The organism is Roseivirga ehrenbergii, from assembly GCF_001593005.1.
GTDB classification, from domain to species: domain Bacteria; phylum Bacteroidota; class Bacteroidia; order Cytophagales; family Cyclobacteriaceae; genus Roseivirga; species Roseivirga ehrenbergii.
On the sequence record NZ_LQZQ01000045.1, the window covers coordinates 816,077 to 839,234 of the forward strand.

The following is a 23,158-nucleotide window of genomic DNA, read 5'->3' on the forward strand; positions in this document are numbered from 1 at the left end:
TAAAATTCAGTATCCCCTATTCAGATCGACTTGGTGCAACAATGGTGTTTCATTGACTAACCTTTCGATGTTTTCCTTCAGAAGGTTAAGGGCTGACTCGGGTGAAGTTACGCTGGCTACATGAGGAGTAACTGTTATCTTATCGTGCGCCCAAAATGGATGGTCATTTGGAAGTGGTTCTTGATGAAAAACATCTAACATAGCACCAGAAAGGTGGTTTTCATCAATAAGTTTTAACAAATCACTATCTACTAAATGATTCCCACGCGCTACATTAATCAGATAACATCCTTTTGGCGTTTTGCTGAGCAGTTCACAATTCAAAATACCAACCGTTTTGGGAGTGATGGGCAGTAAATTGACCAAAACATCTAGTTCAGAAAGAAACGTATCCAGATGATTTTCATCATAACACTTCACTCCTTCGATCTGCTTTTGAGTTCTAGAATAGCCCGAAACCTCAAAACCAGCCGCATAAAGTTGTTTAGCCAAATGTCCCCCCAGTTCTCCAAGCCCCATTACCCCTACTCTGAGTTTATTGTAAGTAATGCGTTCCCACTGCGCCTTTTGCTGATTTTGTTGTAACAGCCTAAAACTTCTCTGATGCATGATTACGCCCATCAACACGTAATTGGCCATGTCGGTAGTTAAATTCGGGTCTACAATTCGGGTGATGGGAATGTTTCTGGGAATTTGAGGATCCGTCATTAAATGATCTACCCCTGCCCCGAGCGAACTGATCCATTTTAAACTGGGTAGCTTTTCAATTACTCCTTCAGCCAAAGGCTTCCATACAAAAAGTGCTTCTACATTACTCAAGTCTTCTTCCGTAGGCCAAACATAAATTTTGCCTACCAATTCCGACTGACTTAATCCTTCGACCCATGCTTTTGGATCCCATACTGAAGTTGAAAGTAAAATATCTATTTTTTGCTTACCCATTTTGAATCTTTAATGTAAAATCGCCAAGGTTTCAATGCATCTTCTTCGGCATAATCCACCCCTATTCGTGTAGTTGAAATTATTTGCTCTTCGGAAACTTCGGCTTGGTCTTCAATCCATATTTCATTTTCCAAAAGGCTAAGTCCATTATGTCTTTTAGTATTTAATCCTAAGGCCTTACCTACATTTCCTGGGCCCGAAGTTAATGCTTTGGTCAACTTATCAAACCCTCTTCTTTCAAGCATTGTATCAATTCCTATTATAGGCTCAATTGCCCTAATTAAAACTGCATCGGCTTGCCCTTCTACATTAGTTACAATATTGATCATGTGATGAATTCCATAGCATAGATAAACATAAGCATAACCTCCAGCTCCATACATCACTTCTGTTCTTAAAGTTCGAAGTCCGTTATTTGCATGGCAGGCTTTGTCGTTTCTGCCAGAGTAAGCTTCAACCTCAGTAATTATCCCCGCTGTGACAGCTCCATTAAAATTTGTAACCAATTTTTTACCCAAAAGCTTTTTAGCTAAAACCTCTACATTATTCTGTTCGTAAAAACTTCTCGTTAATTGCATTGAATGAAATCTAAATGACCAAACTCAATTAAACCCTTTGTCCAAATCAATTATAATAAACCTAAAACAAGAAATTCAGTTTACTTTGTTGAATCAAAATTCCACTTTAAAAATTAAGCACTAAATTTATACTCATGAAAAGAACACTGACACTAATTGTAATGCTTGGCCTTTTTGTTTTTACTCAAAACGCCTTTGCTCAAAGAGTAGCTGCTAGCCCATTGGTTACAGTAAAACAAATGATTGGCACCACAGAAATGGAGTTGGTATACAGTCGCCCTAGCCTTGATGGCAGAGATGTCAACAAAATGGTAAATAGCCTTAACAAAGGAGTGTGGAGAACTGGAGCGGACACAAACACCATTATCGGATTTGATAAAGATGTAACCTTAGGTGGAAAAGCATTGAAAGCAGGCCGCTATTCATTATGGACAGTACCTGGTGACAAAGAATGGAAAGTTATCATAAACTCAATAACAGATAAATGGGGAACAGCATATGACAACACCGGTGATGTTTTAAGCTTTATGGCTCCAGTTACTAAAACTTCTAACAACGTTGAGACATTTGTGATTAACCTTACTGATTTCGATAAAAACTCTAAAGACAAAGGAAATATCGAATTAGCTTGGGGAAATCTTTCTGTGAAATTCCCGGTAAAAGTGAACAACTAATTCGCAATAAAAAAAGTATAAGATAAGGTCGACCAAAATGGTTCGGCCTTTTTTTATACCCTGTTGAACTTAATTAAGGGAAAACGGATTGCTCAACTGTTATAGAGTAATCCTTTATATTTGAACCGCACAAACACAAAACAACATGAGAAAATATTCATTTGTACTAACTGCACTATTAATTGGTGTAATGGCCATAGCCCAAATTAAAATGCCTCCTGCTAGCCCAACTTTTGAGTTGAAAGGCACTGTAGGATTGGCAGATGTAAAAGTAGTCTATTCTAGACCCAGCGCCCGTGGCCGACAAGTGGCAGGTGCATTGATTCCTTACAATGAAGTATGGAGAACAGGTGCTAATGCTTCAACAAAAATTACTTTTAGTGAAAACGTAAAATTAAATGGCAACCCTGTGCCTGCTGGCACCTATGCTCTTTATACAATATTTACAGAAGAAGTAGCTACTATTATTTTGAGCAAAAACCTTACATGGTGGGGTGCTATTGGTTACGATAAAAAAGATGATCTCTTAAGATTTGATGTACCCGTAAAACACCCAAGCAGCATGTACGAGACCTTTACTATTAGTTTTTCAGACTTTACTTTGAACTCTGCCAACTTTAACATGAAGTGGGAACATACTAAAGCAATGTTTACGATCGAATCAGATGTGGACAGCAAAGTAATGGCAGATATCAAAGCCCAAGTAATTGACAAAAAACCTTCTGATGCTGGTGTATACTTCCAAGCTGCGGGTTATTATTACGATACAAACCGTGATCCTCAATTGGCTTTAGAGTGGGTAAACAAAGCCATAGCAGGAAGTACTGATGAGCAATACTGGGTAATTCACCTCAAAGCCAAATTACAAGCCAGATTAGGAATGAATAAAGAAGCCATTGCTTCAGCACAAAAATCAATGGCACTGGCCAAAACAGGTGGAAACCCTGATTATGTAAGGTTGAATGAGAAGTTAATTGCTTCGTTAAAATAAGATTACAATAGCTAAAAAATACAGAAAGAGGTTGCCAAAACGGTACCCTCTTTTTTCTTTTTATGGGCTTGAATTGAAATAAGAAATCAGTCAAATTATTCCGCACCTGACAGTACGGCTTACCTTTCAATCCACTTGGTAAAAGAAAGCCTGACAAAATTATAAGGTTGTCATTCTCTGAATGCGCTATTTGAAATAAACAACTGACAAGAACCTGACAAAACTTCACATTTAGCGATTGGCACATTTAATGCAAATGGGCTCCTCGACAAATTGTTTTAACACTTAACTATTTATAGAAAATGTCAAAAGTAAACATCACTCCATTAGCCGACAGAGTTCTAGTAGAACCTGCCGCTGCTGAAGAAAAAACTGCTTCTGGTTTAATCATTCCTGACACTGCGAAAGAAAAACCACAAAAAGGTATTGTAGTAGCAGCTGGAGCTGGAAAAAAAGATGAGCCTTTAACTGTAAAGGTTGGCGACACTGTATTGTACGGTAAATATGCTGGCACTGAAATTTCAGTAGAAGGTAAAGACTACTTAATCATGAGAGAGTCTGACATTTTTGCAATTGTTTAACCAAATCAGAAATTAAAAATCTAAAATAAAATGGCTAAAGAATTATTCTTTCGTAATGACGCTAGAGATCAGCTGAAAAAAGGTGTTGACACCTTGGCAGATGCTGTAAAAGTAACATTGGGTCCAAAAGGTAGAAACGTAATCATCGACAAAAAATTCGGTGCCCCTACTGTAACTAAGGATGGTGTTTCGGTAGCAAAAGAAATCGAGCTAAAGGAGCCAATCGAAAATATGGGTGCTCAGTTGGTTAAAGAAGTTGCTTCTAAAACTGCTGATAGCGCTGGTGACGGTACTACTACTGCCACTGTTCTTGCTCAATCAATTTTTAACATTGGTATTAAAAACGTTGCCGCTGGTGCAAACCCAATGGACTTGAAAAGAGGTATCGACAAAGCAGTTTCTGCAGTAGTTGCTAACCTTCAAAGTCAATCAAAATCAATCCAGAACTCTAACGAGATCAAGCAAGTAGCTACCATTTCTGCCAACAACGATGAAGAAATCGGGCAAATGATTGCTGATGCGATGGACAAAGTTGGTAAAGACGGTGTAATCACTGTTGAAGAAGCCAGAGGTACTGAAACTGAAGTGAAAACTGTAGAAGGTATGCAGTTTGACAGAGGTTACCTTTCTCCATACTTCGCAACCAACACAGAGAAAATGGAAGTAGAGATGGATAATCCTTACATCTTGATCTACGACAAAAAAATCTCTTCAATGAAGGAATTACTTCCAATCCTTGAGCCAGTTGCTCAAAGCGGAAAGCCTTTATTGATTATTTCTGAAGATGTAGATGGCGAAGCCCTAGCAACTTTGGTAGTAAACAAAATCAGAGGTTCTCTAAAAATTGCTGCAGTTAAAGCTCCAGGCTTTGGCGACAGAAGAAAAGCAATGTTGGAAGACCTTGCCATCTTAACTGGTGGAACTTTAATCTCTGAAGAAAGAGGTTACAAGTTAGAAAACGCTACAATGGAGTACCTTGGTACTGCAGAAAAAGTAAATATCGACAAAGACAACACTACCATTGTAAATGGTGCTGGAACAGAAGCCGATATCAAAGCTAGAGTAGCGCAAATCCAACAGCAAATCGAAAACACTACTTCTGATTACGACAGAGAGAAATTGCAAGAAAGACTTGCTAAGCTTTCTGGCGGTGTGGCTATCCTTTACATTGGAGCTGCTACTGAAGTAGAAATGAAAGAGAAAAAAGACAGAGTTGACGATGCATTGCACGCAACCAGAGCAGCCGTACAAGAAGGTGTAGTTGCTGGTGGTGGTGTTGCGCTCATTAGAGCTGCTGCTGCTTTAGATAGTGTTGAAACTGACAACGAAGACCAAGCAACTGGTGTTAACATCATCAGAATCGCGATTGAGTCGCCATTAAGAACAATTGTTGCCAACTGTGGCGGTGAAGGTTCTGTGGTAGTAAACGAAGTGAAAAACGGTAAAGCGGATTATGGTTACAACGCTCGTACTGAAAAGTATGAAAACCTAATTGCTGCGGGTGTAATTGACCCAACCAAAGTAACTCGTTTAGCACTTGAAAATGCTGCTTCTATTGCTGCTCTTCTATTGACTACTGAATGCGTAATTGCTGAAGAAGTTGAAGAAGGTGGCGGAATGCCAATGCCTCCAATGGGCGGTGGCGGAATGGGCGGCATGATGTAATCTGCTTCGCTTAGTACCTAGTACTTAGAAATATAGAAAGAGCCTGATTCGAAAGAGTCAGGTTTTTTTGTGTTTGGTTTGATTTTTTTGAAGCTTCTCTTTACAAAAATACCACTGTCGCAGGTTCTCCGAACCTGTGACCATCAATTAATAAAGGACTCTGTTCTTGAAGTTCATTGAAAGCTATGCCGCTTTGTAGACCCTTCGTTACCTCAAGGAAAAAAAATCAACGGCACATTTTTAATAACATTCCCTGTTGAGGAAATCACCGCTTCTGTACCTCTGAAAAAGATCCCTACGGGATGACGGAAAAGCAAACATAGCTGCTAAAGCTCAATCAGCAGTACAAACTTCAATTTAAGTCATGCTGTAAGCATCCTTTCTCGTCATTCAAGGCTCACTAGTTCAAATTTGTAAAGTGCATTTTCTTCTCTTGCAGGTATTCTTAATCATCCACATATTTACTACATTAGTCTGTTATTAACACTCTCCTTTTTATCCTGAGTGGCAGCGAAGGAACTAGCCACTGTCGCAGGTTCTCAGAACCTGTGACTAAGTATTTATAAAGGACTCTGTCCTTGAAGTTCATTGAAAGCTATGCCGCTTTTTAGACCCTTCGTTACCTCAGGGAAAGAAAATCAGCAGCGCACTTTTAATTACTTCCGTGTTGGAGAAATCACCGCTTCTGTATTACTGAAAAAGATCCCTACGGGATGACTAGAAAGCAAACATAGCTGCTAGCAGCTAAGCCCTACTAATTCTCGTTTACAACTAGAATATTAAACTCACTAATCTTCTTTTGCAACGAAGATTTAATGCAAAGCCCTTTAAAGATTCAATTATCTTAAATGTATACTACACTGTGCAATTGAGCAAGTAGGCGGGTTTAGAAACCACACTCTTCTGCATTAAATAGGCGCGAGTTGCATAATTGCTAATTTCAGTAAATAGAATTTGCAGCATTTACTATTGAGTAATGGAAATAAGTCAGTAAATTCCATTAAATGCAAATATTCATGAGTATCCCCACTAAGAAAACTACAAGTTTTATTACCCTTATAAGCCTATTTGTTATCGTATTAGGCGTGGCCGTAATTGTGGGGTGGATATTCGATATTGAAATATTAAAGAGCATAATACCAAGCTACACTACAATGAAATTCAATACCGCATTAGGTATGGTCTTATCTGGTTTTGCTCTGTATTTAATGGTTAGAGGAAAGACAAGAGTACACTCAATCCTTTCCAACATTTTTGCTTTATCTGTATTTGTTATTGGAGGACTAACCCTTCTTGAATGGCTTTTCGACCTTGATTTTGGTATTGATCAACTATTAGTGAGGGACTTAGACTCCATAGCTAGCAATCACCCTGTTCTTGGCAGAATGTCACAATTGTCTGCCACTTGTTTTGTTCTTTTAAGCACTAGTTTTTTTCTTATCCAACGGAAAAACACAACGGCAAAAATCCTCGGTCAAATCTTATTAGACATTATTGCCCTGCTTTCATTCATAGCTATCATGAGCTATTTGTACAATGTACAAACATTCAACAGACTTTCCTTCCTTACATCAACCGCCCTGCACACCGCTTGGAGTTTTTTAGTTTTATCTACTGCCTCTTCTTTAAAAAACCCTTCATTGGGAATAATTGGTCTTTTCTCTGGAAAGAAATTAGGAAATAAGATGGCCATTACGCTTTTTTCACAATTGACCATCATCATTCTGGCTCTAACCTACATACGTCTTCAAAGCTATAGAAGTCAAGCAATTACCGAAGATTTAGGAATATTAATATTTGCACTTGCCTTTATTCTCACAAGTCTTTTTTTAATATGGAGGACATCGCAAATGCTGAACCGCCTAGAAGCAAATAAATATGAGACGGAAAACAACTTACTAAAAGTAAGTTCATTCTTGAATGCTACCCCCGACCCTATTGTCATTATAAATGAAAACGGGCTTATTCAAGTAGTGAATGATCAAACAGAAACGGTTTTTGGCTACACAAAAGAAGAACTAATCAATCAACCTGTTGAAATACTCTTGCCAGAACGATTTCAAGGAGGTCATATGAACCATCGGAAAGATTTTATTAAAACCCCAAAGGCTAGAAGTATGGGGTCTGGCATGAGTTTGTTTGCACAGAAAAAAGACGGCTCAGAAATACCCGTGGAGATATCGCTAAACCCTGTAAAGGTGCAACATAGGGTCTGGGTTTCTGCTGCTATCCGCGATATATCGGAACGAAAGAAAGAAGAAATCCAGATCAATAGATTAGCGAGCATTATAAAAACCTCTGGTGATGCCATCATCAGTAAAAGCATTGACGGCACCATACTTACTTGGAACAAGGCCGCGGAAGCAACATTTGGATACTCTACCGATGAAATTGTAGGCCAGCATATTTCCATCCTTTTCCCTCTTGAACTGAAGGATGAAGAAGTCACTCTTATTGGTAAAATAAAAAAGGGTGAAACCATTGAAAATTATGAGACTGAGAGAATAAAAAAAGACGGGGGAAGAATTAAGGTATCTATTACACTCTCTCCTATTCAAGATCGTGAGGGAAATATTATAGGAGCTTCGAAAATATTAAGGGACATTACCGAGCATCATTTGCTCCAAGATGAGATAAAAAAGTCTCGTGAACAGTTCATGACTTTTTTCAATATGAGTCCAGTTGCCTCAAACATTGTCACTTTTCATGATGGTAAGATTTGGTACGTAAATAATGCATTTTATGAGTTGCTTCACTATGACGAAAGTATAATTGGTAAAACGGGCGATGAGATTAATATAATGAACTCAAAAGACCTAGAGGAAATGAAAGCCCTATTGGAAAAAAATAACATGAGACATAAAGGGTTTGAGACAAGGCTTAATGATAAATATGGTAGACCTAGAAACGTTATTATTTCCGTTGAGAAAGCTGAGATTGTTGGAAAAGAATACCTTATCTCCTCTATACTTGATATGACGGAACGAAATGCGGCTGAGGCAAAATTTAAAGAGATATCAAACCGCTTAAAACTAGCCACCAATAATTCATTAATAGGAATTTGGGACTATGATCTAGTTAACAACACTTTGATATGGGATGATATTATGTTCAAAGTGTTTGGAGTAGAAAAAGATATGTTCTCTGCTGATTTAGACGCATGGGAAAGTGTCGTTCATCCAGACGATATAGAACAAGCCAAAAGTGAAATGCAGATGGCAGTCAGAGGTGAAAAAGAATTTGATACTGAATTCCGTATTATCTGGCCGTCAGATAAATCCACTCACTTTATTCGAGCCAAAGGCCAAGTCTATTATGATGACTCAGGAAAACCCGTTCGAATGCTAGGTACTAATTGGGATGTTACGGCTCAAAAAATTGCCCAGCAGGCAATTGAAAGAAGTAATCAACGAAACCAAATTTTCATAGAACAAGCTCCTAGCGCCATAGCTATGTTTGATAAAAACATGTGCTATATGGCTGCATCTAAGCAATGGATTGAAGATTATAATATTACTGAAAACGAGATAATTGGAAAATCTCATTATCAAATATTTCCTGAGATTGGTGATGACTGGAAGAAAATACATCAAGAATGCCTACTTGGTGCAATAAACCAATGTGATGAAGCTTACTTCGAACGTGAAGACGGAAGCATACAATGGATCACTTGGGATATCCGCCCATGGTATATTACCAAAGGCACCATTGGCGGCTTGATTATTTACACTGCGGATATTACGAACATAAAACAAAAAGAGGTAGAAAGAGGCAGAATTGAAGAGATCCTAGACAAAACCAATGAAGTAGCTAGAATTGGAACATGGGAGGTAGACTTAGTTGCCAACACTGTTTCATGGAGTAGAATTACTAAGGAAATTCACGAAGTCCCTTCCGATTATGAACCAAACCTCACTACCGCAATTGACTTCTTTAAACCAGGAGAAAACCAAGAAAAAATACAAACCGCAGTTTCACAAGCTATAGAAAAAGGGATTCCTTACGATATAGAAGTAGAACTAATTACAGCTAAAGGAAACCCTATGTGGACTCGCGCTATTGGACAAGCCGAATTCAAAGAAGGGAAATGTATAAGGCTGTATGGGGTTTTTCAAGACATTAATAAAATTAAAATTGCCGAAAGCACGCTAAACAAAGCTAACGAAGAACTAAAGGCCATATTTAATACCCAATCTGTTTCAATTATTGGAACGGATTTAAAGGGAACTATTACGCATTTCAATAAAGGAGCAGAACAATTCCTGCAATATTCTGCAGAGGAAATGATAGGAAAACATACCCCTGCAATTATTCACATTGAAGATGAGATAGTGAAACGGGGTCAAGAGCTCACAGCTGAATTAGGACACGAAATATCGGGTTTCGATGTATTTGTTGAAATGGCAAAAAAAGGCCATACCGAAGCAAGAGAATGGACCTACAAACGAAAAAACGGCAGCACATATTCTGTCCTGCTTTCCGTAACTGCCATTACTGAAAATGATAAAATCGTTGGTTTTTTAGGTGTCGGTGCCGATATCAGTAGAATAAAATCAATCCAAAAAGAATTAGCCAATAAGAATGAAGAATTAGAACAGTTTGCTTACGTAGCTGCTCATGATTTACAAGAACCACTTAGATCAATCTCAAGCTTTCTGTCATTACTGGAAAAAAAATATGAAAATCAGCTCGATGACCAAGCAAAACAATTCATTCAATTTTCTGTTGACGGTGCTTTAAGGATGAAAAGACTAATTAATGATATTCTTAATTATTCTCGAACAGAAGCTATTAATAGTGAAGAAGTTAATCTAACCACACTAGTGCAGCAAATTACAGACTCATTTAAAAATAACAAAAAACATCAAGATGCTCAGTTCAAGCTACACCCCCTACCAACCGTAAAGGCTGATCTTACCACGATGACTCAGCTATTTACAAACCTTATTAGTAACGGGTTAAAATATCAACCTTTAGGCAATAACCCGGTAATAGAAGTGGATGCCGAAGAAGACAATGATCATTGGGTTTTTAGTATTTCAGATAATGGGTTAGGTATTGACCCAGTTTATTATCAGAAAGTATTTGCCGTCTTTAAAAGGCTTCACTCTAATTCAGAATATTCTGGAACAGGTATTGGGTTAGCTACGTGTAAAAAAATAGTGAACAAATACGGTGGCGAAATATGGATTGAGCCGAATAAGGATGGAGGCTCAATTTTTAAATTTACTTTAAAAAAACAACAGTAATTTTGTATTCTAGCAACATGAAAACCAGGTTAGATGAAAAGCTTAAATATACTCTTAGTTGAAGACAATGAGTCTGACATCATATTAGTCAAGGAAGCACTCAAAGGTGTTGAAGTAGTGAAGTCTATTATAGATTTAAGGAATGGAAAGGAAGCGGTAAGTTATTTAAAAAAACTTCCTCCCTACGAGAATGCTACCTTACCAGATCTAATTCTACTCGACATTAATATGCCCATAATGGATGGTTTAGAAGCTTTAGCGCAAATCAAAGTGGATGAAAAAATAAAGCACATTCCTGTGATCATACTCACCACTTCATCTAGAAAAGAGGATATTTTTAAGGCATATTCTGAGCATTCCAACTCCTACATTATCAAGCCAAATGACTATACTGAACTTGAGAAAGTAGCGGAGGTCATTAGAGACTACTGGCAGAACACAGTAAAATTACCTAAGGACTAATATACAATTGCTAATAGATCTGATATCTTCTTAATAGGTTTCTGTGTCTCTAACCCCTTCTAGGTATAATTCATAACCCCTCTTTTATGGTAGTGATATACATCATTTTAAGCTCATATTTGACCACCCGTTACTACACAACATATTTGAAGCATTATAACTTAACCTAAACCTCAAGCCATGTCATTAACCACAGACACAATCATAACCACGCCTAATAATCAAGCTGTTTCTATTCAAAACATACAAATTGGAGACACAATAGAAACCTTTAACTATTCCCCTCAAGACGGACTCTCCAAAGGTTCACCATTAAAAGTTGAATTCTCTAATGTGACGAGTAGCGCTCCAGTTTCTCAACATATAATCACCATTACACTCGAAAATAATACACGCCTTATAAGTTCTCCTGATCAGAAAATATTAACAGAGGGTGGTAAGCTAAAAAAGGCTAACGAAATAACCCTTTTAGATCTCTTATTTCTAGCCGATGGGTCAACTACTAAAATTGCTTCGATTTTTATAGAGCATTTTAAAGGAATAACTCATAATATCTCCACTTCACTTACCCCTACTACCTCTCTAACACATGGCAATCTATTCTCAGCCAACGGTATGGTTGTAGCCGACTATGTACTAAACATAGGAGAATCGGGTTATGGAGCCCCCCTTGGATGATATCCTGAGTAGTCAATAAGTACTGTATTGGTAATTCTAACCAATCCCTGTAATCAATGATTACTTTTTAATTTTCAAATCAACTATTTTTGCAGAATTGGTGTTAGCCTAATTCAGAATTCAAATTAATGGCGAAAAGAGTAGTTGTTGGCCTTTCGGGCGGTGTAGATTCAAGCGTTACAGCACATTTGTTGATAGAGCAAGGTTATGAGGTAATCGGCATGTTTATGCGCAATTGGGTAGACGATTCGGTGATTATTTCAGAAGAATGCCCTTGGGTAGAAGACAGTAATGATGCTTTGGCCGTAGCCGAAAAGCTCGGAATTCCTTTCCATGTAATCGATTTGAGTGAGCAATACAAAGAACGTATTGTAGATTATATGTTTGCTGAATACGAAAAAGGCCGCACTCCCAACCCAGACATTCTTTGCAACCGCGAAGTGAAATTCGACATTTTCTTAAAAGCTGCCATGAAGCTTAAGGCAGATTTTGTAGCTACTGGACATTACTGTCAAAAGGAAACCATTGTTGAAAATGGAAAAGAAATTCATCGCCTTTTAGCTGGCGCAGACACTAATAAAGATCAGTCGTATTTCTTATGTCAACTCAACCAAGATCAATTGGCCAAGGCCCTCTTCCCTATCGGACATTTACAAAAACCCGAGGTGAGAGCTATTGCCAAAGAGGCAGACTTAATTACGGCCGACAAGAAAGATTCTCAAGGTCTTTGCTTTATTGGCAAGGTAAGATTACCTGATTTTCTGCAGCAGCAACTGGCTCCTAAAAAAGGTGAAATACGTGAATTAGAAGCAGATGCGGTTAATTTCAGTTCCTTTCTTGAAAAAGATGTGTTTCATTTTGATACAAAACTAGAAGAACTCAAACACCACACTAAACCTTACGAATACCAGCCAACAGACGGTAAAAAAATAGGCGAACACAATGGGGCTCATTATTTTACTATCGGTCAGCGCAAAGGTTTAGCTGTTGGCGGAACACCGGAGCCACTCTTTGTAATTCATAAAGACACCAAGCAAAATGTTATCTATACTGGTCAAGGAGAAAACCATCCTGGTTTATTAAGAAAGGGGTTATTCGTTCCAGCTAACGCAGTGCATTGGGTACGTCCAGACATGGCTTTGAAAACAGGTGAATCGAAAGTTTATGATGCCAGAATCAGATATAGACAGCCCTTAGAAAAGGCAGAGTTGTATATGGAGACTGATGGGCTTTATATCATTTTTGAAGAGTATCAGAAAGGAATTGCATCGGGTCAGTTTGTAGCTTGGTATGACAAGAATGAGTTAATAGGCTCTGGCGAGATTCAGTAGTTTTATGTTAGATTTTAGATTTTAGACACTAGACATTAGATATTAAACGATAAGCACGAAACTGCTAAGAATTAAGGTATAATCGGCCAAAATAAAACCCCATTCAACTTTCGTTCAATGGGGTTTTGTATTTCTAGCTTAGGAAGCCTTAAACGTCAACCTTAGCGTATTTCGCATTCTTTTCAATAAAGTCTCTACGAGGCGGTACTTCATCGCCCATAAGCATTGAGAACAAGTGATCAGCCTCAACTGCCGATTCAACAGTTACACGCTTCATACTTCTAGTTTCTGGGTCCATTGTAGTTTCCCAAAGCTGCTCTGGGTTCATCTCTCCCAAACCTTTATAACGCTGAATACTTACAGAATCTTCCTTTCCTGATTCTCCAGCCATTTCTTTGGTTATTTGAGCTCTTTGTTGCTCATCCCAGCAATAACGCTGGTCTTTGCCTTTTTTAAGTAAGTACAATGGAGGAAGCGCGATGTATAAGTATCCAGCATCGATCAATGGCCTCATGTATCTAAAGAAGAAAGTCAGAATCAAGGTACGAATGTGACTACCGTCAATATCCGCATCCGTCATAATTACAATTTTGTGGTAACGCAATTTCGATAAGTTTAACGCCTTATCATCTTCTTCCGTACCAAAAGACACACCTAATGCCGTGATCATGTTCTTGATCTCGTCATTATCATAAATCTTATGTTCTTGCGCTTTCTCTACATTAAGAATTTTACCTCTCAATGGAAGAATAGCCTGGAAGTTTCTATCTCTCCCCTGTTTGGCCGAACCACCCGCAGAGTCTCCCTCAACAAGGTATAATTCGCAAAGTGCCGGATCTTTCTCAGAGCAATCCGCAAGCTTACCTGGCAAACCAGTACCAGAAAGCACATTCTTTCTTTGTACCATTTCACGTGCCTTTCTGGCTGCATGACGTGCTTGCGCAGCAAGAATTACCTTTTGAACAATGGTTTTAGCCGCTTTAGGGTTTTCTTCTAAGTAATACTGAAGGGTTTCACCCACAGCAGACTCTACAGCCCCCATAACATCGTTGTTACCGAGTTTCGTCTTAGTTTGGCCTTCGAATTGAGGTTCTGCTACTTTTACAGAAATAATGGCCGTAAGACCTTCTCTAAAGTCGTCTCCGGTAATGTCTATTTTAACTTTATCAAGCAGACCCGATTTATCTGCATAAGACTTTAAGGTTCTTGTTAAAGCCCTTCTAAATCCAGATACGTGAGTTCCACCTTCAATGGTGTTAATGTTGTTTACATATGAAACCACATTTTCAGCATAAGATGAGTTATAACTCATGGCCACCTGAACAGGTACTTCGCCTTTAATATTTTCGATATAAATTGGCTCCTCAATCAGTTTTTCACGCGTAGCATCTAGGTACTCCACAAACTCCTTTAAACCACCTTCTGAATGGAAAACTTCGCCAAGGAAGTTACCTTCTTCATCTTTTTCTCTCTTATCAGTAAGGGTAATTGTAATGCCCGCATTTAAGAAAGAGAGTTCTCTCAACCTTCCTGCTACAGTCTCATACTTATATTCCAGAACCGTAAAAATATCACCATCTGGCTTAAAATGAACAGTAGTACCGGTTCTATCCGATTTACCAATCTCTTTAACAGGGTACTTAGGAATCCCTATTGAATATTCTTGTTGAAATTTCGCTCCACCACGCTCAACAGTCACAAGCATCATAGATGAAAGTGCGTTAACACAGGATACCCCCACACCGTGAAGACCTCCAGACACTTTATAAGTATCCTTATCGAACTTACCACCAGCGTGAAGCACCGTCATTACTACTTCTAGTGCCGACCTTCCTTCTTTTTCGTGCATGTCGGTCGGAATTCCCCTACCGTTATCTGTTACAACTACTGAATTGTCTTCTTCGATGGTTACTGTAATGGTATCGCAATGGCCTGCTAAGGCTTCATCGATAGAGTTATCTACTACTTCCCAAATCATATGGTGAAGTCCTTTAACCCCAATATCTCCAATATACATGGCTGGCCGCTTTCTAACCGCCTCTAAACCCTCTAAAACCTGAATGTTAACCGCTGAATATTCTTGATTCTTTTTCTCTTCGCTCATTGTGAATAAAAACTGTTAAAAAAGGAGGTTACGGTCGGTTTCAGAATTAAATCCAAAGGACAATAGACCGCCCTCATACAACGTACGAAGATACGTAAAATAACTTAGAAATTGCCCACAGAAAGCATCACTAAAGTACAGGCTTCTTCACAAATTATACCTTGGGCTTCGGCCAGCTTTTTAAGTTCCTGATTTTCAGTTCCAGGATTGAAAATTATGCGTTTTGGCTTTAATGAAAGGATATAATCATACCACTCAATTTGGCGTTGTGGATTGATGTAAAGCGTAACGGTATCTACCTCTTCTATTTTAGGTTCATCACGAATATTCAAAATTGATTTACCCAAAACTTGCCCCTCGCTAATACCTATAGGAATAAATTCATGACCGTGGTTTTTAAGCCTTTCCGCTGCCATGAATGCGTAATTGTTCGTTTTTGGGTTGCTTCCAATGATTACTGTTTTTTTCACTTAACTATAATTAACGATTGACATGAAACTAAATGAATAACTTTGCGATTGCAATGTGAGTATAGCATACTTGTTTAGGCTTCGAACATCCAAAAGATTTATGAGAGTTCCATTAGTAGTAATATCAATATTTATTTCCTCCCTCACTTTCGCTAGTGATTCACTTTTGTTCAACGAAATTAAGAATGAAAAAGATTGGCAAAAGGTAGTTGAATTGGCGAAAGCGCAAAACAAACTTTTGTTTGTAGATGCTTATGCCGACTGGTGTGCATACTGTCATCAATTAGATGAAGAAGTATACACTAATAATCAGATAATCAAATACTTCAATGATAACTTCATTAACGTAAAATTTGATACGGAATCTGAATATGGTGCTCAATTAGCCAATATTTTTGGCGTGTCAAGCTTACCTACATTATTCTTTATTACCGAAGATCAAGAAATCTTTGACACGATTTTGGGTTTTGTTCCTGCTCCTGCTCTTATGGCCTATGGGCAAAGGGCTGTAGATGATTTCGCTCAACTTCCCATTCTAGAAAAGAAATATGACGACTTAATTGCTACCAATGAAGAAAAGCTTGATCTGATCAGAATTCTGGAAAATAAAGACTTTGAGCGTGCTGCCGAAGTAGCAAAAGACTACATCAGTCAATTGAAACTGGAAGACTTACTAGAGAATGTAGAAAACCTATGGTTGGTGTCTAGATTTGAAAACCACTTAAGTTCTGCCCCCTATCGCTACATGACAACCCATAAGAGTGAGATTATTGAAGCGCATGGTATAGACGAATATGAAGACTACTTTAAAACAATCTACAACGACAACCTTCAGCTTGCCATAAAATACGGTGATGAAAACCTGCTGTATCAGTTGATTCGCGAAGTATTGCCTGAATTTCTTCCAGAAGTAGAAATTCCTGAAGCAGCCTTCATTACTAAAAAACTATACTTTGGGCAGCGTAGAAATTATCAAAAATATCAGTTTGAAGTAAACAGTTATATGAATAATCATGTGGCTGAAGATTCAAAAGTAGATTTTCTATTTAGTAATGGACTCGAAATTATCGAAGATCAAGAAGGTGTGGCTATGCTTCAGTTTGCGGCCAATTTACTTACCCAAGCCACGGCAATAAACCCTACTCACTTTGAAGCCGCTGCCCTATTGGGTTACGCTAAAGGTTTATTGGGTGATTATGATGTAGCCATTGCGCAAATTGAAAAAGCCAAAACCATTGCTCAAAATGACGAACAAAGAGAAATGGCAGATAGCCTAATTCTTGCCGTACAGCAGATGAAGGGAAGTTAAGACCGGAATATTAAGAGGTTAAATTTGCCAAGTAATAGCTTTTTTTATCTAATAGAAAAACTCAAATTACTCCTAGTTATTAATTTTATCTGATTGATATGACCTTGGAAATTTGGGTTGCAATTGCAGGGGGAATACTAATCCCATTACTACTTTATCTTCTTTCACTTGAGAACAGAAGTAAAAAGAAATATTTCTTGATGAAATTTCAAGAGAATAAAAGCAAAATTGAGAAGTTCATAAAGGATTTGGAACATCTCTTGAATGTAAATAATTCATTCCAATCAAAGGCATTCACTGATAGTGAGATAACCTATATTGAATGTTTAACATTAATGAAGTCAAGGTTTCATCTCGAGTACTCTGATGAACAATATAAGGCACTTCAGAAAAGACGACTGAAGAAATTGGAACTGAATGAGTACATAGAGAAACTCAAGGTGCAGGAAGATAATTTAAATATACTGCGAGTCGATTTAGACTACAAAATGATGAAATACACATAAACACATGCTCCACAAATATCCATTCCGATAATCCTCTCCAAACGAAAATATTAAACTACAAAATGAAAACAATAGGCTTAATCGGGGGAACCTCTTGGCATTCCACATTAGAGTATTACCGAGATATTAATCAGGCGGTAAACGAGCACTTTGAAGATAATACCAACCCACCTTTGGTGCTTTACAATCTGAATCAATCTTTAATTCACCAATACCAACGAGAAGGAAACTGGGCAGCAATTGCTGATATGATTATTGATGCAGGCAAACGACTTCAACTCGCAGGGGCAGAAGCGCTTATGTGCTGCGCAAACACACCTCATAAAGTATTCGATACAGTAAACGAAATCCTAGAAGCCCCAATGCTGCATATTGCTGATGCCACAGCTCAAGCCATCAAAAGAAAAGGCATTAACAAGGTCTGTTTTATTGGTACAAAGTTCACCATGGAAGCCGATTTTATTACGGGTAGAATTGGGCAGTCTGGTATTGAAGTACTCGTTCCTGAAATACCAGAAGTGATTGAAGAACTGCATCGGATTATCCAGAAAGAACTGACTTTTGGTCGGGTCGAGGAATCGTCTAAACAATATGTATTGAACACCATCAATAAAATGATTTCGCAGGGTGCTGAGGGTGTTATTCTAGGTTGTACAGAATTTCCCCTAATGATTTCTGAAAGTGATCTAAACGTCCCTATTTTCAATACTACCCATATCCACTCTCAGGCCGCTGTAGATTTTATCTTAGGAAAAGATTGATCATAGCTCTATTTAATTAGCCAACCCTCCAAAAGTTCTCATTCATAGTTCAGGGGGGGTAATTAATTATTGATGAAATAGAATCTTCAACTTTTGGAGGGTTATACCAACTAATATTCGTTTGCAACGAAGATTTAAGTAAAACCATCTAATCTCCCAACTAACCATCTAATCCTCGTTTACAACGAGGATTTTAGCCAATCTCAAGTTTACCTCTACTGATTCTTTACTTTCTTTTCAAACTAGCAATTAGACTTTCGGCACATTTCTCTCCATCCATAGCAGCAGAAACAATACCTCCAGCAAAACCTGCTCCTTCCCCACAAGGAAATAAGCCTTTGATTTCCACATGCTCTAAGCTGTCTTTATCCCTTGGAATTCTTACAGGTGAAGAAGTTCGGCTCTCTACTCCCACTATTTGGGCTTCGTTAGTGTAATAGCCCTTCATTTTCTTGGCGTAGCCTTTAAAAGCGTCTCTCAATCTCAAATGAATCGACTCTGGCAACACTTCGCGCATATCTACAGAAAGTAAGCCCGGCCGATAGGAAGTGTCATTCAAAGAAGATGAAACTTTGCCATTGACAAAGTCAGTCATGCGCTGCGCAGGAGCCGCTTGAGTGCCCCCAGCAATCTGGCAAGCACGTTGTTCAATTTCTCTCTGAAACTCCATTCCAGCCAAAGCACCAAATTTGGAATACGCGGTAAGGTCTTCTAATTCAACTGCCGAAACAATACCAGAATTAGCGAAGGCTGAATCCCTTCTTGAAGGACTCATTCCGTTTACAACCACTTCGCCCGGAGCGGTAGCCGCAGGCACAATAAAACCTCCCGGACACATACAGAAGCTAAATACACCTCTTTGTTTGCCTTCATGATAAGTCTGATGAACGAGTGCGTAAGAGGATGCTGGCAAAAACTCACCCCTATCAGTATCGCAATGGTATTGAATCTTGTCGATCAGTGATTGCGGATGCTCAATTCTTACACCCAAAGCGAAAGGTTTCGCTTCAATCAATACCTCATTCCTCTGTAGTAAATGGAAAATATCTCGAGCGGAATGGCCAGTAGCTAAAATTACACCCAAGCCTTCTACTTTAGAGCCATCTGCCAAAACCACTCCCCTCATTCTTTTTTCCTTGATAATAAAGTCAGCCACTTTGGTATCGAAATGAATTTCACCACCAGCATTCATAATGCTCTGTCTGATTTCTTGCACCACTTTGGGCAACTTGTTGGTGCCAATGTGCGGATGTGCATCTACCAATATATCTTCAGTAGCACCATGGGCGACTAAAATCTCAAGGGTTCTGAGAATGTCGCCACGCTTTTTTGAACGGGTATAAAGCTTACCGTCAGAAAAAGTACCTGCTCCTCCTTCTCCAAAACAATAATTGGATTCAGGATTTACCACATGATCTTTGTTGATGGCAGCAAGATCGCGTCTCCTTTTTTGCACATCACTGCCACGTTCAATAACAATGGGTTTGTAACCCAATTCGATTAATCGCAATGCGGCAAACATTCCAGCAGGCCCAAAACCTACAATTATAACCGGTTCGGCATTGGTGACTACTGGATAATCTCTTTTGTAGGAAATTACAGGTGGAAGTTCCTCATTAATATAAACTTGCGCTTCAATATTCACCTTTACATTTCGAGAACGTGCATCGATGGAACGTTTCAAAGCCCGCACCTGAGCACTTTTAGGGTTGGTAATATTGGCTCTTTTCAGGATGATGGCCTCAAATAATTCTGGAGTGAAGGCTTCTTCGGGACGAAGCGTAGTTTTTATGGTCTTTTGCATGGCGTAGAGTATTTATCTCTAAAGTGAATGTTCTTTTATTTCCTGCAAATTTAGATTCAAAACATCAACAAACCTATTGCCCCACAACATGGGGAGCGACACTGATTTGGGTAGAACACAAAAATATATTTGTTAAGTTTATATTTATGAAATCAACCAAGGAAGCACTTCTAATTTCAGGATTAATCATTACAGTTATTTTTCTCACATCATCCTGTGGGTCTAATTCTGAAAACCAGACCTCCATTGCTACTTCAGAAGGTGTTGAGGTGATTGCTATTGACAAAATTACGCCAAGTAAACTGTCCGATGTAGTTGATGACATTGGCTATACTGCGTTGAAATATCATCCAGAACATCGTGCCTACCGAATTGACAAGGTTATTATCGAAGATGACTTGATTTATATCTTTGATTACTACTCCGGTCGATCGCTTTCCGTTTATGATTTAAAAGGCAGCTTTCAATTTGCCATTACTAAACCGGGGCAAGGACCCGACCAATACTTGGAAGTGCAAGACTTTTTAATAGATAAGGGTAAAATTGAGGTGCTGGATGCCAGAGGAAAGTTGATGTTTTTTAATGAAAACGGTGTTTTTGAAAGAAGTGAGAAGCTAACTTTTGTGGCTCAAGCATTTAGCAAAGTTGAGGGTAATTATTTATTTCAAACAGGTAAAATACCAAATGAACTAGGTGAAAATGGCAAGCCTTGTGAAGTGGTTCAATATAATTTGGAAACAAAAAAAACAGACTGTCTGCTCGAAATACATAATGGAAAAAACCCACACTCTTTTAGGGAGAGAAATATTCTGAAAAACATAGATGGTAAAACTTATTATGGCACTTATTTTAATGACACAATCTATAAGCAACAGGAAGTAAATTTTGTTCCAGAATTTATCCTTGACTTCTCTCCTGACGCTTTACCTCCTGAAATGTTTGAACCTAATTCCCCATATGGCGACTACATTGGCTACTTGAACAAAAATAAGGATAAAGCTTATCATACTCCGAGTTTACAAGGGAACGCTAACTTCTCAATAACACAGTTTTCGAAGAGTGGTAGTCACCATTTGATTTATGATATTAAGGATGGAGCTAAAATTGTCTTAAAAACCACTACTGAAAATGATGTTGATGGTGGCATACCCCTTTATTGGGCTCATACAATTAATGATCATGATATCATTATGATCTTTGATTCTGAAAACGTTCTTGCGAAGGCCGGTAAATTGCAAAAAGAAAAAAGTCAGTTCAATGAAAAAGAACAGGCCTTTTTGGATTTCGCTAGCAAGTTCGATACAAACGATCCTTTGGTGATGATTGCATACCACCTCAAGTAAGGGCTATTTATATGGCACCTTCTCTAAAATATGTCTAATAACCTGAATTCTTGCTGAAGTCTTTTTATTCGCTTTCAACACAATCCAAGGGTTGTTTTTTGTATTTGTTTCTGCAAACATTCTCACTCTATACTCTGTGTAAGAATCCCATAGTTCTTGCGCCATTTCATCTACTGGCGACATCTTCCAGCGCTTTAGTGGGTTTTCCAGAATAGCCTTAAACCTAGCCGCTTGTTCTTTCTTTGTAATCGAGAAATAGAACTTTAACAAAATGATTCCGTCATTGGTCAACATAGTCTCAAAGTTATTGACCTCGCGCATAAATCGTTCATATTCTTCATTAGTGCAGAAACCGTTAACTGGCTCTACCACAGCCCTATTATACCAACTTCTGTCGAAAAACACAATTTCTCCTGGGTTTGGTAAACGGGAAATATAACGTTGAAAATACCACTGTCCACGCTCTTCTTCAGTAGGCTTTGGTAAGGCTACTACACGGTAATTTCTTGGGTTCAAATGGTGAGTTACCCTTCTAATCGCCCCACCCTTTCCTGCGGAATCCCTTCCTTCAAACAGCAAACAAATTCGCTTTCCTTCATTAATGGCCCATTGCTGAAGTTTAATAAGTTCTACCTGAAACTCTTCAAGGCGTTTTTCATACTTAACATAGCGTAACACCTTTTCGGGATTGATGTTATTCTTGTCTTTTAGCAATAGCTTAATTGCCTTATTGCTATTCAAGAGCTTCAACTCCTTATCTGTAAAGTTGTATTTTAATTCAGACATTATATCAAATGATAAATTGATCGGTGGAAACGCATTACAATGTTCGGGTCGGGCAATACCACAACATCTGCCTCTTTTTTACCAGGGTACTCAAACTTAGAAAGTACATGGCGGATGCTTTCTAAACGGGCTTGTTTTTTAGTGTTAGTTTTTATGATAACCCAAGGGCTGAAGCTGTTATGCGTTTGGGCAAACATTTGCTCTTTGTAATAGGTATATCTTTCCCACATTTCTTGTCCCTTTTCATCTACAGGACTTAGTTTCCATTGTTTCAAAGGGTTAGCTCGTCTATCATTAAAGCGCTTGACTTGCTCATCTTTGCCTATTGAAAACCAAAATTTTATTATATGAACCCCATCTTCAAAAAGCATGTGCTCAAACTCTGGAACCTGACGCATAAAACGTTGATACTGATCTTCGTCACAAAACCCCATAACAGGCTCTACCACAGCCCTGTTATACCAACTACGATCGAAAAACACCATTTCACCAGCATAAGGAAGTTCCTTAATGTATCTTCTAAAATACCATTGCCCCTTTTCTAAATCTGTAGGCTTGTTCAAAGCTACTACGCGCATAGATCGCGGGTTTAGGTGCTCGGTAAATCGCTTTATGGTTCCACCCTTTCCTGCCGCATCGCGCCCTTCAAAAATTACTGCGACTCTTTGTTTAGTTTCGGCAATCCAGTGCTGAAGTTTAACCAACTCTATCTGGAGCTTTTCAAGCTGTCTTTCATATTCGAGGTTATACAAAGCTTTTGAGTAATCCCTACCCTTTTCTTGAAGTAAACGCTCTAAATCAGCTCCGTTCTTAATATTCGAGAAATCTCGATTATCAAGCATTTGGTCTTTGGTTAACTTATTTTGAACAGAATCATCTGTTATTAAAAATTCGCTCATAATTCGAATTGATTTCTGGCGTTAA

The 23,158-nt window shown here is 38.4% G+C and carries 19 protein-coding genes; 12 read left to right on the plus strand and 7 right to left on the minus strand.

Translation table 11 applies throughout. The features are described 5' to 3' along the window. Positions 1 to 6: 6 nt before the first annotated feature. Together MB14_RS13785 and MB14_RS13790 are read right to left on the minus strand one after the other, a co-directional pair. Positions 7 to 942: a 2-hydroxyacid dehydrogenase gene (locus MB14_RS13785; protein WP_062592517.1), complete on the minus strand. Its 936-nt coding sequence runs from the start codon at positions 940 to 942 to the stop codon at positions 7 to 9. Then, complete coding sequence (locus tag MB14_RS13790) at positions 924 to 1,520, minus strand: DNA-3-methyladenine glycosylase (RefSeq protein ID WP_062592519.1); 597 nt, start codon at positions 1,518 to 1,520, stop codon at positions 924 to 926. The genes MB14_RS13785 and MB14_RS13790 overlap by 19 nt, the downstream gene beginning before the upstream one ends. Before the next feature lie 134 nt (positions 1,521 to 1,654). Here MB14_RS13790 and MB14_RS13795 point away from each other — a divergent pair, with 134 nt between their 5' ends. The 8 genes from MB14_RS13795 to mnmA all read left to right on the plus strand — a co-directional run bounded on the left by MB14_RS13795 (position 1,655) and on the right by mnmA (position 13,151). Next, the gene (locus tag MB14_RS13795) at positions 1,655 to 2,194 is read left to right on the plus strand and encodes a DUF2911 domain-containing protein (RefSeq protein ID WP_062592520.1); all 540 of its coding nucleotides are present in this window, start codon (positions 1,655 to 1,657) and stop codon (positions 2,192 to 2,194) included. Between the two features lie 145 nt (positions 2,195 to 2,339). Beyond that, the gene (locus MB14_RS13800; RefSeq protein ID WP_062592523.1) at positions 2,340 to 3,185 is read left to right on the plus strand and encodes a DUF2911 domain-containing protein; all 846 of its coding nucleotides are present in this window, start codon (positions 2,340 to 2,342) and stop codon (positions 3,183 to 3,185) included. 302 nt (positions 3,186 to 3,487) lie between these two features. Further along, positions 3,488 to 3,766, plus strand: a complete 279-nt coding sequence (locus MB14_RS13805; RefSeq protein ID WP_053222081.1) for a co-chaperone GroES — start codon at positions 3,488 to 3,490, stop codon at positions 3,764 to 3,766. A gap of 30 nt (positions 3,767 to 3,796) precedes the next feature. Next, entirely contained in the window at positions 3,797 to 5,431 is a 1,635-nt protein-coding gene (groL, locus tag MB14_RS13810) for a chaperonin GroEL (RefSeq protein ID WP_062592531.1), read from the plus strand. Positions 5,432 to 6,435: 1,004 nt separating this feature from the next. Then, a complete protein-coding gene (locus MB14_RS13815; protein WP_084376079.1) occupies positions 6,436 to 10,680 on the plus strand; it encodes a PAS domain S-box protein in 4,245 nt (1,414 codons plus the stop codon). A gap of 33 nt (positions 10,681 to 10,713) precedes the next feature. After that, the gene (locus MB14_RS13820; RefSeq protein WP_062592535.1) at positions 10,714 to 11,142 is read left to right on the plus strand and encodes a response regulator; all 429 of its coding nucleotides are present in this window, start codon (positions 10,714 to 10,716) and stop codon (positions 11,140 to 11,142) included. Between the two features lie 180 nt (positions 11,143 to 11,322). After that, positions 11,323 to 11,820 (plus strand): Hint domain-containing protein, encoded by a 498-nt coding sequence (locus MB14_RS13825; RefSeq protein ID WP_062592537.1) that lies wholly within the window; start codon positions 11,323 to 11,325, stop codon positions 11,818 to 11,820. Positions 11,821 to 11,948: 128 nt separating this feature from the next. After that, on the plus strand, positions 11,949 to 13,151 hold the full coding sequence (gene mnmA / locus MB14_RS13830) for a tRNA 2-thiouridine(34) synthase MnmA (RefSeq protein WP_062592539.1): 1,203 nt from the start codon (positions 11,949 to 11,951) through the stop codon (positions 13,149 to 13,151). A gap of 148 nt (positions 13,152 to 13,299) precedes the next feature. On the opposite strand, the gene gyrB is transcribed toward mnmA, so the two are convergent. After that, positions 13,300 to 15,255 (minus strand): DNA topoisomerase (ATP-hydrolyzing) subunit B, encoded by a 1,956-nt coding sequence (gene gyrB, locus MB14_RS13835; RefSeq protein ID WP_062592541.1) that lies wholly within the window; start codon positions 15,253 to 15,255, stop codon positions 13,300 to 13,302. Between the two features lie 104 nt (positions 15,256 to 15,359). After that, entirely contained in the window at positions 15,360 to 15,725 is a 366-nt protein-coding gene (locus MB14_RS13840) for a CoA-binding protein (protein WP_062592543.1), read from the minus strand. A 100-nt stretch (positions 15,726 to 15,825) separates the two neighbouring features. On the opposite strand from MB14_RS13840, the gene MB14_RS13845 reads away from it, so the two are divergent. The 3 genes from MB14_RS13845 (at position 15,826) to MB14_RS13855 (ending at position 18,301) form a co-directional block, all read left to right on the plus strand. After that, complete coding sequence (locus MB14_RS13845; protein ID WP_062592545.1) at positions 15,826 to 17,034, plus strand: thioredoxin fold domain-containing protein; 1,209 nt, start codon at positions 15,826 to 15,828, stop codon at positions 17,032 to 17,034. A 98-nt stretch (positions 17,035 to 17,132) separates the two neighbouring features. After that, a complete protein-coding gene (locus MB14_RS13850) occupies positions 17,133 to 17,540 on the plus strand; it encodes a hypothetical protein (RefSeq protein WP_062592547.1) in 408 nt (135 codons plus the stop codon). A gap of 62 nt (positions 17,541 to 17,602) precedes the next feature. Then, positions 17,603 to 18,301 carry an aspartate/glutamate racemase family protein gene (locus tag MB14_RS13855; protein WP_062592549.1) on the plus strand — a complete coding sequence of 233 codons (699 nt, stop codon included), beginning with the start codon at positions 17,603 to 17,605 and terminating at the stop codon, positions 18,299 to 18,301. A gap of 226 nt (positions 18,302 to 18,527) precedes the next feature. Here the strand turns inward: MB14_RS13855 and MB14_RS13860 are convergent, their stop codons facing one another. Continuing rightward, positions 18,528 to 20,105, minus strand: a complete 1,578-nt coding sequence (locus tag MB14_RS13860; RefSeq protein ID WP_062592551.1) for an NAD(P)/FAD-dependent oxidoreductase — start codon at positions 20,103 to 20,105, stop codon at positions 18,528 to 18,530. A 146-nt stretch (positions 20,106 to 20,251) separates the two neighbouring features. On the opposite strand from MB14_RS13860, the gene MB14_RS13865 reads away from it, so the two are divergent. Further along, positions 20,252 to 21,448, plus strand: coding sequence for a DUF4934 domain-containing protein (locus MB14_RS13865; protein ID WP_062592552.1), 1,197 nt, complete (start codon positions 20,252 to 20,254; stop codon positions 21,446 to 21,448). Between the two features lie 3 nt (positions 21,449 to 21,451). Here the strand turns inward: MB14_RS13865 and ppk2 (MB14_RS13870) are convergent, their stop codons facing one another. Continuing rightward, positions 21,452 to 22,234, minus strand: coding sequence for a polyphosphate kinase 2 (gene ppk2 / locus MB14_RS13870; protein ID WP_053222063.1), 783 nt, complete (start codon positions 22,232 to 22,234; stop codon positions 21,452 to 21,454). Then, positions 22,234 to 23,133, minus strand: coding sequence for a polyphosphate kinase 2 (gene ppk2, locus MB14_RS13875; RefSeq protein WP_245620767.1), 900 nt, complete (start codon positions 23,131 to 23,133; stop codon positions 22,234 to 22,236). Before ppk2 (MB14_RS13875) ends, ppk2 (MB14_RS13870) begins: the two co-directional genes overlap by 1 nt. Between the last annotated feature and the right edge of the window lie 25 nt (positions 23,134 to 23,158).